The sequence below is a fragment of the Hyphomonas sp. UBA4494 genome (assembly GCF_002388935.1).
Classification (GTDB): Bacteria; Pseudomonadota; Alphaproteobacteria; order Caulobacterales; family Hyphomonadaceae; genus Hyphomonas.
In genome coordinates this window covers 1-15,261 of record NZ_DGNK01000037.1, presented here as the reverse complement: position 1 = coordinate 15,261, position 15,261 = coordinate 1, and the positions used below count along the sequence as shown (strand labels likewise).

Here is a 15,261-nt window from a genome sequence, read left to right as displayed (position 1 = left end):
CCTAAGGCTCCACGACGTTGAACCAGAAGTCCGGAGTCTCGAGCGCCGAGAACCAGGCGAGCAGTGCGGTGGGGTCACCCTCGATTGACGCCTCCCCGGCAGCGGCGATCTCGCGAAAGCTGCGGGTTTGCAGAATCAGGTCATTGAAGGCGTCGCGCGAGAGGGTAAGCGTTGCCACGGCGTCATCGGACTGGACACCGGGGCGTGGGAAGGCCGTGGCGTTCCCTACATCAATGACGAACTCCTCCTCGATGTCCGTAAACTGGAAGTTCAGTTCGAACGGCTCCCTGCTGAGCTTTTCGGGCGCATAGCGAACGGCTAGCGCATTGAATAGTTCAATCGTAGGCACCCCTTCGACGAACTCGCGGCTTCGGGTGCGTACCGCTCCGGCATCGGCAAGGCCGTTACGAAGCTCCTGCGCTCCCGTTAGATAGAAATCGCGCCACGCGCCGCTTTCTGCCTGAAAGCCCATCTGCTCATAGCTCGCAGCCAGCCAGTCTCGCGCAACCTGATTCTGAGGATTGGCAAAGACCGCATAGTTCAAAACTTCGGCAGCCCAACGATAGTCGCCTTCCTCGAAGGCTTCCTGCCCAATGACGATGGCCGCCTCTTCGCCGCCAACGGCCTTGATGAACCGACTGGACTTCGCTTCCAGTGGATGTGCATTGAACGTCGCCGGCACACCATCCCACCACCCGAAATACCCTTGATAGACGGCTTTCGCATTGTGGTTCAGCGTGCCGTAGTAACCACGCGTATCGAAATTCTCTGATTGCACCGCAGGTTCAGCGAGTTCTTCGGCAATTTCGAACTGGGTTTCACCGCGATTTGCCCGGCGAACAGTCTGGTCATGCGTATACCGATAAATATCGCGCTGCCCCCGCAGGAAGGTCTCGACATTCTCCTGCCCGAATGTCGGCCAATGGTGCGATGCGAAAACGACGTCCGACCGTCCTCCATATTCAGTCAAAACATAGTCGATTACTCGGCTCCATTCGAGCAGGTCGCGAACCTTTGCGCCTCGCAAGGTGAGTGCATTGTGGAACGTTGCTGTCGCGACTTCGGCCGTGCAGAGCGCGTTGAAGTCCGGCAGATAGAACATGAATTCCGCAGGCGCTTCGGTACCCGCCGCATCGACGAACTCAATCGTAACTCCGTCTACCACGCGAACGGTTCCACGGCCTGGTACTTCCTCTGTCGGCGCGATCAGTCCGATCGTGCCTTGGGAAAGCGCTGGCCCCAGCCCCACGCCTACTTGCCCGGTCGGGCCGCTGGGTAGCGTGTTGCCAAACATCAGCACAGCTCGTCGGCTCATATAGTTCCCGGCCAGCAAATTCTCGGCGACGGCGGATTCCGTAAAGCCAACTGGTGCGAGCACGGGTACACCGCGCGCTTCAATGTCGGCTTCGTCGATCACACCGCGCACACCGCCGAAATGGTCACCATGGGAATGGGTATAGATCACGCCCGTGACGGGGCGATTCCCCAGCGTGTCATTGACCAGTCCCAAAGCAGCCGCAGCCGTCTCCTGACTGAGCAGCGGGTCTACAATGATCCAGCCAGTATCGCCCCGGATGACCGACATGACCGCGAGGTCATACCCGCGAACCTGATAGATCCCATCCATGACTTCAAACAGGCCATGTTCGGAGTTCAGACGCTCCTGCCTCCAAAGCGATGGATTCACTGTGTCGGGGCTGTCCCCGTCAATGAAGTCCCGACGGCTGACCTGCCAAACGACATTACCATCGGCGTCGGTGATCGTGTCCTGTTTCAGCTGCGCCAGCAGACCGCGCGTTGCGTCAACAAAATCGGAAGTGTCTTCCAGAGGCAGGCGGTCAGCCACAGCTGCATTTGCTGCGCGGGTCGTATCCGTCGCCTCGCCCTTCGGCGGAGCCTTGGCCATGGATTCAGGAATATTCGTCTGTGTGCCCGGAGAACAGGCCACCAGCAGAATGGCTGCAGCCACACCAAATAGAACTCGCATATTTTCCTCCCATAGCGACGCGTTCACGCACCGTTTTCTCGCACTGTGCGACGAGGCCAAAAGGCACGCAAGTCAGCCGCGAGGGAAACAGGAATTTAGCGGGAGATACTGATCGACAAGGCGCCAAACCGTTGCGGGCCGTCTTGGCGGACAAACTCTTCAGTCCGGTTCACGAAAGTGAAGGCAACTTGTACGCTGCGGTAATGGACCGCCACGCCCGCCTGAATATCCCCCACTACCGTCCGACGATCTTCAACGCGCGGCCCATCCCGCCACAGATTTCCATCCAGAAACATGTCACGGGCCACGGCCCGCCCGTCCACGCCCACGAAGAAATAGCCACCAAGCGGATCTTCCGGCGTTCCGGGCACGAACTCCCCTGCCCCTGAGAGGGCTGGACGGATGCGCGGGGGGCCGAAGCTCGAATTCAGGTCCCATCCGATTCGCGCCGTCAGGCCTGCAGATCCATATGTGCGCACATTGCCGAGTGCGACTCCTAAGTGCGCTCCAAAATCAGTCTCCAGCCCGAGTGGCAAGTTTGGCCCGTCAAACATCTGCATCCGCTGCGCAATGACTTCGATTCCCGGCTCATCCTTCAGCTGGTGATCCCACCCTTTCGCAGTCGCAACTCCAATAATCTCGTGCCACGTGTTTTGCACAAATTCGCCGGCCGCCGATGGTCCGACGACACCAAGATTGACCTGCAGAGTGTCCTGAGTGTTTTCGCTGCTGGCAGCCACGGTCGATGACAGGGCGAGCCACGCTGCATACGGCCGGTCGGTCGGGTCGGGTGTAAACGTCTGAATGTCTTCGGGAGTGAATATGGCATGTGAAATGGCAAAGCCTTGCCGGAGTTCGGTACGATCCAGATCAATCCACGGCAGACGATCGGCGACCCATTCGAGACCAGGATGAACATTGTCGGCGCCGGACACGCGCTCTATGCGAAGTCCGTTCGAATAATTGCGATCCGTGCCACCGCCGAAGAAATCATTTTCCGTCGAGAAAGACACTACCGCAGGTTTGCGCGGAACAGTCGGCTCACCCTCCTGCGCGTGCGTCGACGGAGCATACAGAAAAGCTGCGACCAGGGCCGCAGCTTGGATGAGAGGGAATCGAGCCTGCATGGGCGTCGATTAGCAGCTAACGACGCATCGTGAAACTAACACCTGCGAAATCTTCAGTCTCGCTGATGCTGACATTCCGGTCTGAATACTTCACTTCACGGCGAATATAACTGAGCGACAGTTCGCCTCCGCCGCGCTGCACGGATACGCCTGCTTGAAGATCACCGACGGTGACCTGGTCCGTGAGCGACATGTCGCCGAGGCTTGGGCGGAACCCGTTGGCATCGGCATCCCATACAAGCGCCTCCCCGTCAGCACCCGCGAAGACGTACCAGCCCTGAGGCTGTCCGTTGCGGTCAAGCAGGTCAAAATCCTGACCAATTCGAACTTCACCGCCAACCCGGCGCGTAAGGACTTCGCCCTCTTCCCGGACCGCAATACGTGGCGCAAGGCCGACATCAAAACTGAGGCCAGTCACCTCCTTCGGCGCGGAAATAGCGATCTCGGCGGCGATATTCTTTTCCAGCTGGCCCGGACGCGAGAGTGCAGCCCGGCTGCGCTCGGCGGCCACAGCGACGAGCGTCTCACTGGTCCCCCAGTCGACGCGCGTATTGTTTGGCACTCCAAACTCGGCATTGGGGTGAGAGCGGTAGTCAATGGGCTGGTCGGCAATCATCTGCGCCGCGACTGTATTCGTCGCTTCAAGCGGTACGCCACTAAACCGGGCCGAGGGTGCGCTAAATACGTGGACGGAAGCTGCATTGGGGACGGAGTTGGGCGCATAATTGGCTGGCGCGGCCATCTGCATGCCGAGTGTTGGAGGCGCAACAGGTTCGGAGCGTACTTGCTCATGTGGAGACGTCGATACGCATCCCTGGCACGCCATCGTGATGACTGCGGAAGAAATTGCAAATGCCATCTGCCTTATACCTCTCATGCCTTCATCCCTGAGAACTCGTCTATTCAAGGATTAGACCGTTTGACGATTAACTTAGCATAAAGAACTCGTCCGTCTCAAACGCCAATGGGCCGAATTCCATTAATTCTTCTCGTCATAACTCGCCTGTGTAGTGTTTGTTCCAGAACCCGGTAAAATTGTGTTTTTTCGGTGTCATTTGACTGATTTCCGGGTCATCGGCGCCGTTAACCAGCTGTAAAATTTCATGAAATTGTTCGGCTTATTCGATCACAAATGCCTTAATCTCTGCCTTCAGCCAGTTCCATGCAAAAAAGGCCGGGGCCCCACGAGGCACCGGCCTTTTGTTATATGCCTATTTCGAGTCGCAGCCTTATTGGCAGGCAAGACACTCGTCATAATCGGTATTCGGGGTGTCCATTTTCTGAACTTCAGACTTCTCAGACCCGGCAAATGCCGCGCGCTGTACCGATTTGGAGCGGCAATAATAAAGCGATTTGAGCCCGCGCTCCCACGCCGTCCAGTGCAGCATGTGAAGGTCCCATTTGGCGATGTCGCCCGGAAGGAACAGGTTCAGGGACTGCGACTGGCAGATATAAGGCGTGCGGTCGGCCGCCAGTTCGATGATCCAGCGCTGGTCGATTTCGAACGCCGTCTTGAACACAGATTTCTCATGTTCGTCCAGGCATTCGAGATGCTGGATGGAGCCTTCATGCTCGAGAATTGAGGTCCAGACCTCGTCCGTGTCCATATCCTTGCTGGCCAGAAGACGCTGGAGCTGTTGGTTCTTCACGGTGAAGGAACCTGACAGCGTTTTGTGGGTGTAGACGTTTGCCGGGATTGGCTCAATGCCAGCCGACGTTCCACCACAGATGATCGAGATCGATGCTGTTGGGGCCACGGCCATCTTGTGGCTGAAACGGGCCATCATGCCGACGTCACGGGCATCCTCACAGGGCCCCCGTTCTTTGGCGAGCTTGACAGAAGCCGCATCGGCACCCTGCCGGATGTGCTTGAACATCTTCTCGTTCCAGACTTTCGACATGGCGCTTTCCAGCGGCACATTCATTGTCTGCAGGAAGGAGTGGAAACCCATCAGGCCGAGACCGACCGAACGCTCACGCTTCGCGGAGTAGACAGCTCGGGCCATTTCCGGCGGCGCGCGCTCGATGAAGTCTTCAAGCACATTGTCGAGGAAGCGGAAGATGTCTTCGATGAAGGTCTCATCCTTGGACCATTCGAGATACTTCTCGGCATTGACCGAAGACAGGCAGCACACAGCGGTGCGATCCTGGCCGGCATGGTCGACACCGGTTGGCAAGGTAATCTCGGAGCAGAGATTGGACTGCGTGACCTTCAGGCCAAGCTTGCGCTGGTGAGCAGGCATGGCGTTGTTCACGGTGTCGGTGAATAACAGGTATGGCTCACCAGTCTGCATGCGCAGCTCAAGAATTTTCTGCCACAATTTGCGAGCATTGATCGTCCGGATAACTTCCTTCGACTTCGGACTGATCAGGCCGTAGTCCTCGTCATTTTTCACCGCTTCCATGAAGTCGTCGGTGATGTTGATACCATGATGCAGATTCAGGGACTTCCGGTTGAAGTCACCGGACGCCTTGCGGATTTCGAGAAACTCTTCGATTTCCGGGTGGTGGACATCAATGTAACAAGCGGCCGAGCCACGGCGCAGCGAGCCTTGGCTGATCGCCAGCGTCAAGGAATCCATGACACGAATGAATGGGATGATTCCGGAGGTCTGACCGTTCTGACCAACCTTCTCGCCAATCGAGCGGACATTGCCCCAATAGGTTCCGATGCCGCCGCCATTTGATGCGAGCCAGACATTCTCGGTCCAGGTCTCAACGATATCGTCCAGCGAGTCGCCAACCTGGTTCAGGAAGCAGGAAATGGGGAGGCCGCGTGCCGCGCCACCGTTCGAAAGAACAGGCGTCGCAGGCATGAACCAGAGCTTGGACATATAATCGTACAGGCGCTGAGCGTGCTCGGTGTCGTCGGCGAAGGCCAGCGAAACGCGGGCGAACATGTCCTGATAGGATTCGCCGGGCAGCAAATAGCGATCCTGGAGCGTCTTCTTGCCGAATTCGGTCAGAAGGGAATCACGCGACGGATCCATCACGATGGGGCTGCCTTCAACAACGCGCAGCAGGCCTTCCACTCCAGCCTTGGGCTTACCCTTGCGGAGCGCAGATTTAGACACAGTTTTTGCCTCGGTCGCAGACATAAGAGCAGCCCTTCAGAATCGATAGATACATATAGGTCCGGAAGCCCCTGAAAGCCAGATATTGCTCTCAACCCCGTTCCTGACACAAGATATAGTGTCTGAAGGTTAATATCGGGTCAACGGGCCGTGTCTCTAAAACGTCAAATTTGCCGTGGAATTCTGGTTAATCAATGATTAACACACCCACCGATGGCCCGCCAGTATTGGCCTTTCAGGGACTGCACAAATCTGCACCACAAACCTCTTTTCAGATTGGTCCAATTTTACCTCTTGGAAGATCAATCGACAGAGATTCAGTTAACGCGGAGTGACGATTCCTCAACCGATTGGTTCGACCTGTTGAGACAATCACTAACTACCACCGTGCATTATGGTCTCATTGGTCCAATTCTGACCTGCGAGAGGATACCATGCTGAACTGGCTAAAGAATCAGACCCTGGAGAACTGGGCCAACGCGCCCATCGTGAATGACGGGGAAACGGTAATCGACGCCCCCGCCGCAGAGATCTTTGAGCGACTGGACCTCGCCTCACCAAGCAATGCCCTGCGCCAGCGCGGCTTTGTCTTCGGTGCCGGCAACCCTGCCTACGACATTTTCGAGGCCAGCGACCCAGACCAGCCCGATGTCACGCTCGTCTTCGAAGTTACCGAATCCCGCCCGCGCAAACGCTATTGCTATCGCACGACCGCGCGGTCGTCGGACGAGCACTGTGCGGTGCTTGAATCATCTTGCGAGTTCACAATCGTCCCGCAAAAGGATGGTCGGCATCTGTTGCACCTTCAGGAGACCAGCACACTGACCCCGGGGCTCGACCGCAATCAATACATTCTGGAGCGCGCGAAGCTGAACTTCTCTGTGTTCCGGACATTGGCGCGCCTGAGGCTGCACCTCGAGCTGGGCACAGACCTGCGCAACATCAATTGATTGAATTTCATGGGTAAGGCGGAGACAGACGAGCGACCCGGGCGAAAAAACTCGTTGGGGCTGCTTCGTTCCCGACCTGACCCGATTGGCGAGCGACCCGTCCGCCGCCTGCCTCCTGCCGGTTATATGCGCCGAGCGGCCGCTCGGTGCAAGGGCCAGCGTCCACCCCGAAACACTTAACCCCTCCTCCAATATCGTGTTAGCCTTTCGGCACAGGGTTCTTGGAGGGATACTCAATGAAACTTCACCAAATTTGCGCCGCTGCAGGCCTGACGGCGGCTTTGGCCGTCACTTCGGCAATTGCTCAGGAAGAAACGGCTGAAGACAGCAAGCGCTTCACCGCAGAGCGCGTCTTCGACATCGAGTATGCGACCAACCCGCAGATCTCGCCAGACGGCAAGACCATTATCTATGTCCGCCACAGCATGGACCGGATGACAGACCGCGACACGGGTCATCTATGGATTATTGATATTGAGAGTGGTGCCCAGCGTCCCCTGCTCGGTGCGGGCGGCAGTGCAGGGGCGCCAAGCTGGTCGCCCGATGGCTCCCGCGTCCTCTACACGAGCACAGCGAACGGAAAGCCCGAGTTGAAACTCGTTTATATGGACACCGGCTTGTCCTATTCGCTTGCACAGTTCACGGAGAGCCCATCAGGCGCCACTTGGTCTCCCGACGGCCGCAACATCGCCTTCTCCATGTTCGTACCAGGCGACAAGCCGGGCTTCGCGACGCCGCCGAAACAGCCCGAGGGCGCGAAATGGGCTGATCCGGTAAAGGTGATTGACGATCTGACCTTCCGGTTTGACGGTGCCGGCTATCTTGAAGATGGCGCGGACCAGGTCTTCGTACTGCCTGCAGAAGGCGGAACACCGCGACAAGTGACGACAGGCGAAGCCGACATGGGCGGTCAAGCCTGGCTCGACAATGATACGCTGCTCGTCACGGGCAATCTGGCTGACGACCGCGACATGGACCCCATTGAGAGCGAGATATATTCGGTCGAACTGTCCAACCTCCAGATCACGCCCCTCACCTCACGCGACGGGCCGGATTTTGCCGCCACGCCCTCACCGGACGGACGCGCCATTGCCTTTCTCGGCTACGATGACGAGCTGAAATCCTACCAGCAGAACCACCTTTATGTGATGGGCCCGGATGGCTCGGGCGTTCGTGAACTCCTGTCAGGCTTTCCCGGATCGCCTGGCCAGATCGAATGGGCACCGGATGGCAAAAGCCTCTTCATGCTGTTTGAGGACCATGGCGTCCTTACGCTGAACGAGCTGGATCTTCAGGGTCGCCTTACCCAGGTGGTCACGGGGATCGGCGGCACATCCATCGGCCGCCCCTATGCAGGTGGCAGTTTTTCGGTGGCAAAATCGGGTCGGCGCGAACAGATTGCTTATACAGCAGGATTTACAGATCGGCCCGCTGAAGTCGCCACGATCCGGTCGGATGGAAAGAATGGACGCATCCTGACGGAATTGAATTCCGATGTGCTGCCTTATCTCGACATGGCACCCATTGAAGAACTGAAAGTTGCGTCCAGCCATGACGGCCTCGAGATCGAGGCCTGGGTTGCCCTGCCCCCGAATTTCACGGCGGATGGCAGCTTCCCGCTCATCCTCGAAATCCATGGCGGACCGTTCTCCATGTACGGCCCCTTCTTCGCCAGCGAGATTCAGCGCTATGCTGCCGAGGGATATGTCACCGTCTATGTGAACCCACGCGGGTCGACCGGATACGGAGAAGAATTCGCCCAGGCCATCGACCAAGCCTATCCGGGTTATGACTATGATGACCTCATGAGCGTGGTCGACGAACTCGTCGCACGTAAATATGCGGATCCTGATCGTCTGTTTGTAACCGGTGGTTCTGGAGGCGGCATCCTGACGGCGTGGATCGTCACCAAGACGGACCGCTTTGCCGCGGCTGCCTCCATCAAACCGGTGATCAACTGGATGACGATGGCGCTTGCCGGTGACATTGCGCAATTTGTCCGGCGTCACTGGATACGTGAAGATCCGTGGTCCAATCCGGACGCCTTCCTGAAGCTTTCTCCAATCTCGTATGTCGATCAAGTCGTCACGCCGACTCTGGTCATGGTTGGCGAAGAAGACTGGCGAACCCCGACCTGGGAAGCAGAGCAGTTCTACACCGCCCTCAAGATGAATGACGTAGACACCGCGCTCATCCGCGTGCCCGGGTCCTCGCACTATATTGCAGGTCGACCGAGCCGCCTGATTGCAAAAACCGACAATATCATGGGGTGGTTCGCCAAATATGATCCGGCCAAAATCGATGCGGAATCGGAGGGAGAATAGTCCCGAACCAGAATACCGTTCACGTTAAATCGTGAACGGTATTCTGGTGCTATAACCCCTTCAAATTGAGAGAAATTTGCGACTTCCCGCCCCGACCGACCGTGCGGGAAGTCCGATGGCACCCCTTTTGCATTGCCTCGCGTGTCTAACGGGACGAAAGCAGGTCAGGGGGCCTGGACATGCTGCACAGTATCAATTTGCTCAGGACATTGTCCTGCTACGCTATTGCGATCTTCCATGTACGGGCGTTCGTGCATTCTCATTCGGACACTGTGCACCTGACCTTTTCTGCTGCGCCTGGATTTCACCTGTTCCTTGCGATCAGTGGCTTTATTCTGGTCTACATCACGCGCCCCGATGACACGCCCCTGAACTTCATGATGAAGCGCACCGTGCGAATTGTGCCCCTCTACTGGGCGGCAACGACATTGACCCTGCTCCTCGCCTTGGCACGCCCGTGGCTCTTCCACGAGGCTGATACGTCCCTGTCCTCTATCGTGAGCAGCTATCTGTTCCTTCCACACTATGATCTGGGCGGCGATATCCAGCCAATCCTGTTCGTGGGCTGGACGCTTGGCTATATCATGCTGTTCTACTTGCTTTTCTCACTGTCGCTATTCGTGCCGGAGCGCGTGCAAGTTCCCGCCGCCATCCTCATGACCATTGGCGTGATCGCTGGCGCACAACTATTGCCCGCAGGTCCCTATCGCGAATTCTACGGAAACCCGATCCTTCTGGAATTCGCCATGGGCTGCATCATGGGGCTCGCTTTGCGCCAGAAGGCCGTCCAGGAATTTGTGAAGCGAACGCCCATGTGGCCCATTGGCCTGATCGGAATCGTGGGCTTTGCCATCGCCATGAACACCACCTTGCCGTCTTGGGGGCGGATGGGTGTCTATGCTGTTTCCAGTGCGCTCGTCGTGTTTGCCTGCGCCGGACAAGATCTCTTCCGCAAGCCGCTGAATAATGACTTCCTGTCGATGGGCGGCAAGATCAGCTATGGGATCTTCCTGATCCACCCCTTGCTAATGACAGCATTTGGTGTCGCGTTGTTCCGCCTTACCAGCAATGACTGGGTCGCGACCATTCTCCTGTTCGCAACCGTGCTGCCCCTTACTTCCGTTCTGGCTTATCTCAGCTTCCGCTATTTCGAGACGCCGACAAATACATGGCTGCGCAAGGCGTTCCACCTGTCAAAGCTTCCGCCAAAATCAGCGCGGGGCGAGGCGGCGAATATGCGGCCGACGGTCGTGTAGGGTTTGCTCTTACTCGCTTGTCGCGGTCTCATCCCGACGACGTGTCTTGGCAACGCCGGTAATAATACCGAAGCCAATCAGCACAATGGCACCTGTGCCGATCCAGACCGGCGGGGCACCAAGCAGAAAGGCAGCATAAGCAAGCCCTGATACGAGGATCAGGAAACCGATCAGGTAAATTCCGAAAGACGACATTGCGCGCTCCAGTGCTTCTAAAACATCTGGAGACACAACGTAGCCAATGCAGACCGGTTCCCCGGCCCGCATCAGCAATCTGACTTAGTCGCCCTTCTTGGCCGCGCGCTTGCGCTCATGCGGGTCAAGATAGACCTTGCGCAGCCGGATGTTCTCCGGCGTCACCTCAACGAGTTCGTCATCGGCGATATAAGCCAGCGACTTTTCCAGCGTCATCTGCAGTGGCGGCGTCAAACGCACAGCCTCATCAGTACCGGACGCGCGGACGTTGGATAGCTTCTTGCCCTTCAGCACGTTCACTTCGAGATCATTGTCGCGATTGTGCTCGCCAACAATCATCCCGCCATACACCTTGTTGCCCGGATGGATCATCATTGGACCACGATCTTCCAGGTTCCAAAGCGCGAAGGCGACTGCTTCACCCTGCTCCATGGCGATCAGAACGCCCGTATGGCGCCCCTGGATCTTGCCCTTGTGCGGGGCGTATTCGTGGAAGACGCGGTTCATGATCGCGGTGCCGCGCGTGTCGGACAGCAACTCGCCCTGATAACCGATCAGGCCGCGTGTCGGCGCATGGAAAATCATGCGCGTACGACCGACACCCGACGGGCGCATGTCCAGCATGTCGGCCTTGCGCTCAGACAGTTTCTGCACGACCACGCCGGAATGCTCGTCATCCACATCGATGACGACTTCCTCGATCGGCTCAAGCTTCTCGCCGTTCGGGCCTTCCTGCATCACGACTTGCGGACGTGAGACGCCCAGTTCAAAGCCTTCGCGGCGCATCGTTTCGATCAAGACGGCCAGTTGGAGCTCGCCGCGCCCGGAGACGGTGAACGCCTCGGCGTCGGTCGCACGCTCGACCTTGAGGGCCACATTGCCTTCGGCCTCTTTCAGCAGGCGGTCCCAGATCATCCGGCTGGTGACTTTCGTACCTTCGGTACCGGCCAGCGGAGAATCATTGACGCGGAACGTCATGGAGATGGTTGGCGGATCGATAGGTTGCGCTTCGATCGGCTCGCTGACGGAAGGATCACAGAATGTGTCGGCCACGTTGGCCTTCGTCGTACCCGCAAGGGACACAATATCGCCAGCTTGCGCTTCGTCGACCGGCACACGGTCCAGGCCGCGGAACGCCAGCACTTTGGAGACGCGGGTCTGCTCGACCAGTTCGCCGTCACGGTTCAGCACCTTGATGGACTGGTTCGGCTTGATCGTGCCGGACGAGACGCGGCCCGTCAGGATGCGGCCGAGAAACGGATCGGAAGAAATCGTTGTGGCGAGGAAGCGGAACGGTCCCTCTTCCACTTTTGGTACGGGCACATGATCAACAACCATCTGGAACAGGGAATCCATGTTCTCGGTCTGGTTCTCATATTCGGTATTCATCCAGCCCTGCTTGGCCGAGCCGTAGAGGATCGGGAAGTCGAGCTGCTCGTCATTGGCGTCGAGCGCGGCGAACAGATCGAATACCTCGTTGATCACCTCGTCGGCGCGCGCGTCGGGTCGGTCGATTTTGTTGACGGCGACGATCGGGCGAAGACCGACCTTGAGCGCCTTGCCGACGACGAACTTGGTTTGCGGCATCGGCCCTTCGGCCGCATCGACCAGCACGATGGCGCCGTCGACCATCGACAGGATGCGTTCCACCTCGCCGCCGAAATCGGCATGGCCGGGCGTGTCAACGATGTTAATGCGCGTCTCCTTCCACTCGACCGAGGTGGCCTTGGCGAGGATGGTGATGCCGCGTTCCTTCTCCAGGTCGTTGGAGTCCATGGCGCGTTCGCTGACGCGCTGGTGTTCGCGCAAGGCGCCGGATTGTTTCAGCAGCGCGTCGACCAACGTGGTCTTGCCATGGTCGACGTGCGCGATGATCGCGATATTGCGGATGTTCATGTGTCTCTCGGGGGCTTCGGGGACGCTTCCTTTTGCCGCGCCCGTTTCGGTGCGGCGCTCTTACAGGCTTTTTCGCATCTGCGAAAGGGGCTTCCCGCTCCAGCCGTTCCGTCTGGCTGCCAAATATCGCTCTCGTCGGAGATATGAAGAAATTTACGGAACATTTACGAATTTCGCGCGTCATGCGTTCATGAATAATCAACCACCCGTGCAAACCCGCCACACAAGGCGGGGCGTGGCCATGATAACGGCGCTCGTCGTTGCGCTCGGCATACCGGGCATGCTGGCGGCCAGCCCGCCTTCGCCGCGCGACGGGGGCGATATCGCGTTGGATTACCCGGGCGGGATGCCCGAGGAGATGGAGGCGTCGGTCGCCTGGGTCGATCCGGTCGTAACCGGGCCGGTTTCCGACGATTTCAGGCGCCGCCGCGCGGCGTCGGGCTGCGACGACGCGGTGTGGCCCGATATTCCGAAAGCCTGTTTCCCCGATTAAGTCGATTCTGCTCCAGATCCGGGCTGCGTGCCAGCCAGAAGCCGACAAGGCCTGGTCTTCGAAACGCGCACGCTGCCGCCCGGCTCTTCTGCCGCCCTGAAAGGGGTGAGCCTGTCTCACGTGAAACAGGAGCCGGGCCTGCCGGTCCCATGATCATGCCGCGGCCGTCGCCGCGCGCAGCATCATCAGTTCGCCGATATTCTCCATCGTGACATAGCCGAGAAAACGCTCATCGCCGTCGACGATCGCGACCGCCGGCGCACCGCTTTTCTGCAGCGCCTCGAGCGCAGCGTCGAGCCCGCCATCGTCGCGCAGGGACGGGATGTCGCGCACCATCGCCTCGATCGCCGGTGCGTCGCCGCCGCCGTCGCGCATGCCTTCGACAAGCCCGGCGCGGGTAAGCACGCCGCGCAGCCTGCCGCCGCCGTCCAGCACCGGAAATTCGTGCTGGGTGGTGCGCAACAACAGTTCGGCGGCATGCGACAAGGTCGCGGTCGGGCCCAGCGCCTCGTAAGAGGTGATCATGGCGTCGCGGATCGCGACCGAACGCGCCGCGTCCTGCAGCCCGACGACCTGGGTTTCCGCGGTCGCGGCGAGATAAACGAAGATCGCGACAAAGATCAAAAGCGGATTGCCGCCGACAAGGCCGAGAAACCCGAACGCAAAGGCCGCGAACTGGCCGACCGTGCCGGCGATTTGGGTGGCGCGCACACGCGGATAGCGCGTGGCCAGCAACGCCCGCAGCACCCGGCCGCCATCCATCGGGAAGGCGGGAATCAGGTTGAACAGGACAAGCACGACGTTGACCGCCGCCAGCCGGGCCACAAACCCGCCGGCGGGGTCCTCCATCGCCGCCAACGTGCCCGTATCGACGCGGGCGCCGAGAATCAGGAACAACACCGCCGCGATCACGACATTGACCATCGGTCCGGCGAGTGCGACGACGATCTCTTCAGACGGTTTTTCGGGCATGCGCTCCAGTTCGGCGACGCCGCCGATCGGCAACAGCGTGATGCGCGGTGTGGCGATGCCATAGCGTCGGGCCGCGACCGCGTGGCCGAGCTCGTGCAGGACCACGCAGGCGAAGATCGCAACCACGAAGGTGATGCCTTCCAGGGCCGCTGCCGAGCCGCCATGCTGGAAATGCGCGATCCCGATCCACAAAAGCAGCAGGAAGAAGGTGAGGTGGATGCGAATCTCGCTGCCGGCCAGCCGGCCAATCGGGAAGGACCATTGCATGGGATGCTCCTGCGGTGGTTGTGGCCTGACGGGGCGCGTGCTCAATATAGACCGGTTTTCATATCCTGTGCGACAGTCCGGCACGGTTCGCCGGCTCTGTGTTAGGGATGCGGCGAGAAGCGGCCTGGGGCGGCGTCTGTGGCCGCAAGAACGCCGCAGGGCGATGACCGGAAAGGGAGGCGCGGATGCAGAAACTTCAGTCGCAGGGCGTGCACCACATCACGCTGGTGGGTGCGGACCGGCAAACCTCGATCGACTTTTGGGAGGGCGTGCTCGGCATGCCGTTCGTTTTCGAACAGCCGAATCTCGACAGGGCGAGCGAGAGCCATCTCTATTTCGATCCGGGCGACGGCCGGCTGATCACCATCTTCACCGACGAAAGCCGCAAACCCGACCCGGATCGCACGCCGACCGAGCCCGGCTGCGTGCACCACATCGCCTTTTCGGTGTCGCGCGCCACTTTTCTGCAAGCGGTGGACCGGCTCGACGACCGCAAGATCGACCATAGCGGGGTCAAGGATCGCGGCTTCATGGACTCGATCTATTTCAAGGACCCACTCGGGCTGTTGATCGAACTGGCCTGCTACCGGTTCGAGCCGCCGCAGGGTTTCTGCCATGCCGACGTGCTGATGGCCGCGCATGAAATCCGGGTCGCGCGCGGCGACTACAACATCGCCGCCGTGCATCTCGCCGACGCGATCGAGGCGCTGGTGGCGCGCG

The 15,261-nt window shown here is 59.1% G+C and carries 12 protein-coding genes and 1 other RNA gene; 5 read left to right on the top strand and 8 right to left on the bottom strand.

All coding sequences use genetic code 11. The features are described from left to right. Position 1: 1 nt before the first annotated feature. From B2P82_RS14390 to B2P82_RS14375, 4 genes are all read right to left on the bottom strand, one after another. Positions 2–1,987: an alkyl/aryl-sulfatase gene (locus B2P82_RS14390; RefSeq protein ID WP_290497663.1), complete on the bottom strand. Its 1,986-nt coding sequence runs from the start codon at positions 1,985–1,987 to the stop codon at positions 2–4. Between the two features lie 95 nt (positions 1,988–2,082). Further along, a complete protein-coding gene (locus B2P82_RS14385) occupies positions 2,083–3,114 on the bottom strand; it encodes a lipid A deacylase LpxR family protein (protein WP_290497662.1) in 1,032 nt (343 codons plus the stop codon). A 16-nt stretch (positions 3,115–3,130) separates the two neighbouring features. Next, positions 3,131–3,991 carry a lipid A-modifier LpxR family protein gene (locus B2P82_RS14380; protein WP_290480830.1) on the bottom strand — a complete coding sequence of 287 codons (861 nt, stop codon included), beginning with the start codon at positions 3,989–3,991 and terminating at the stop codon, positions 3,131–3,133. Between the two features lie 352 nt (positions 3,992–4,343). Further along, positions 4,344–6,212, bottom strand: coding sequence for a ribonucleoside-diphosphate reductase subunit alpha (locus B2P82_RS14375; protein WP_051607928.1), 1,869 nt, complete (start codon positions 6,210–6,212; stop codon positions 4,344–4,346). A gap of 410 nt (positions 6,213–6,622) precedes the next feature. On the opposite strand from B2P82_RS14375, the gene B2P82_RS14370 reads away from it, so the two are divergent. Continuing rightward, positions 6,623–7,138 carry a hypothetical protein gene (locus tag B2P82_RS14370; protein WP_290497661.1) on the top strand — a complete coding sequence of 172 codons (516 nt, stop codon included), beginning with the start codon at positions 6,623–6,625 and terminating at the stop codon, positions 7,136–7,138. A 16-nt stretch (positions 7,139–7,154) separates the two neighbouring features. Here B2P82_RS14370 and ffs read toward each other — a convergent pair. Next, an RNA gene (gene ffs / locus B2P82_RS14365) (signal recognition particle sRNA small type) lies at positions 7,155–7,255 on the bottom strand. 119 nt (positions 7,256–7,374) lie between these two features. Here ffs and B2P82_RS14360 point away from each other — a divergent pair. Together B2P82_RS14360 and B2P82_RS14355 are read left to right on the top strand one after the other, a co-directional pair. Next, positions 7,375–9,462, top strand: coding sequence for an alpha/beta hydrolase family protein (locus B2P82_RS14360; RefSeq protein WP_290497660.1), 2,088 nt, complete (start codon positions 7,375–7,377; stop codon positions 9,460–9,462). Between the two features lie 179 nt (positions 9,463–9,641). Then, entirely contained in the window at positions 9,642–10,718 is a 1,077-nt protein-coding gene (locus B2P82_RS14355) for an acyltransferase family protein (RefSeq protein ID WP_290497658.1), read from the top strand. A 9-nt stretch (positions 10,719–10,727) separates the two neighbouring features. Here the strand turns inward: B2P82_RS14355 and B2P82_RS14350 are convergent, their stop codons facing one another. Both B2P82_RS14350 and typA read right to left on the bottom strand, forming a co-directional pair. Further along, positions 10,728–10,913, bottom strand: coding sequence for a hypothetical protein (locus B2P82_RS14350; protein ID WP_034816291.1), 186 nt, complete (start codon positions 10,911–10,913; stop codon positions 10,728–10,730). A gap of 84 nt (positions 10,914–10,997) precedes the next feature. Continuing rightward, positions 10,998–12,809 (bottom strand): translational GTPase TypA, encoded by a 1,812-nt coding sequence (gene typA / locus B2P82_RS14345; protein WP_290497657.1) that lies wholly within the window; start codon positions 12,807–12,809, stop codon positions 10,998–11,000. A 241-nt stretch (positions 12,810–13,050) separates the two neighbouring features. Between typA and B2P82_RS14340 the strand changes: the two genes are divergently transcribed. Next, a complete protein-coding gene (locus tag B2P82_RS14340; protein ID WP_290497656.1) occupies positions 13,051–13,302 on the top strand; it encodes a hypothetical protein in 252 nt (83 codons plus the stop codon). 153 nt (positions 13,303–13,455) lie between these two features. Here the strand turns inward: B2P82_RS14340 and B2P82_RS14335 are convergent, their stop codons facing one another. After that, the gene (locus B2P82_RS14335; RefSeq protein WP_290497655.1) at positions 13,456–14,541 is read right to left on the bottom strand and encodes a site-2 protease family protein; all 1,086 of its coding nucleotides are present in this window, start codon (positions 14,539–14,541) and stop codon (positions 13,456–13,458) included. Between the two features lie 185 nt (positions 14,542–14,726). Here B2P82_RS14335 and B2P82_RS14330 point away from each other — a divergent pair. After that, on the top strand, positions 14,727–15,261 hold a 535-nt coding region (locus B2P82_RS14330), incomplete at its 3' end, for a VOC family protein (protein ID WP_290497654.1).

What these genes read in the sequence shown, in the direction of transcription:
- B2P82_RS14390 (WP_290497663.1), bottom strand. Translation starts at nt 1,987, where the DNA reads ATGCGAGTTCTATTTGGTGTGGCTGCAGCCATTCTGCTGGTGGCCTGT.
- B2P82_RS14385 (WP_290497662.1), bottom strand. Translation starts at nt 3,114, where the DNA reads ATGCAGGCTCGATTCCCTCTCATCCAAGCTGCGGCCCTGGTCGCAGCT.
- B2P82_RS14380 (WP_290480830.1), bottom strand. Translation starts at nt 3,991, where the DNA reads ATGAGAGGTATAAGGCAGATGGCATTTGCAATTTCTTCCGCAGTCATC.
- B2P82_RS14375 (WP_051607928.1), bottom strand. Translation starts at nt 6,212, where the DNA reads ATGTCTGCGACCGAGGCAAAAACTGTGTCTAAATCTGCGCTCCGCAAG.
- B2P82_RS14370 (WP_290497661.1), top strand. Translation starts at nt 6,623, where the DNA reads ATGCTGAACTGGCTAAAGAATCAGACCCTGGAGAACTGGGCCAACGCG.
- B2P82_RS14360 (WP_290497660.1), top strand. Translation starts at nt 7,375, where the DNA reads ATGAAACTTCACCAAATTTGCGCCGCTGCAGGCCTGACGGCGGCTTTG.
- B2P82_RS14355 (WP_290497658.1), top strand. Translation starts at nt 9,642, where the DNA reads ATGCTGCACAGTATCAATTTGCTCAGGACATTGTCCTGCTACGCTATT.
- B2P82_RS14350 (WP_034816291.1), bottom strand. Translation starts at nt 10,913, where the DNA reads ATGTCGTCTTTCGGAATTTACCTGATCGGTTTCCTGATCCTCGTATCA.
- typA (WP_290497657.1), bottom strand. Translation starts at nt 12,809, where the DNA reads ATGAACATCCGCAATATCGCGATCATCGCGCACGTCGACCATGGCAAG.
- B2P82_RS14340 (WP_290497656.1), top strand. Translation starts at nt 13,051, where the DNA reads ATGATAACGGCGCTCGTCGTTGCGCTCGGCATACCGGGCATGCTGGCG.
- B2P82_RS14335 (WP_290497655.1), bottom strand. Translation starts at nt 14,541, where the DNA reads ATGCAATGGTCCTTCCCGATTGGCCGGCTGGCCGGCAGCGAGATTCGC.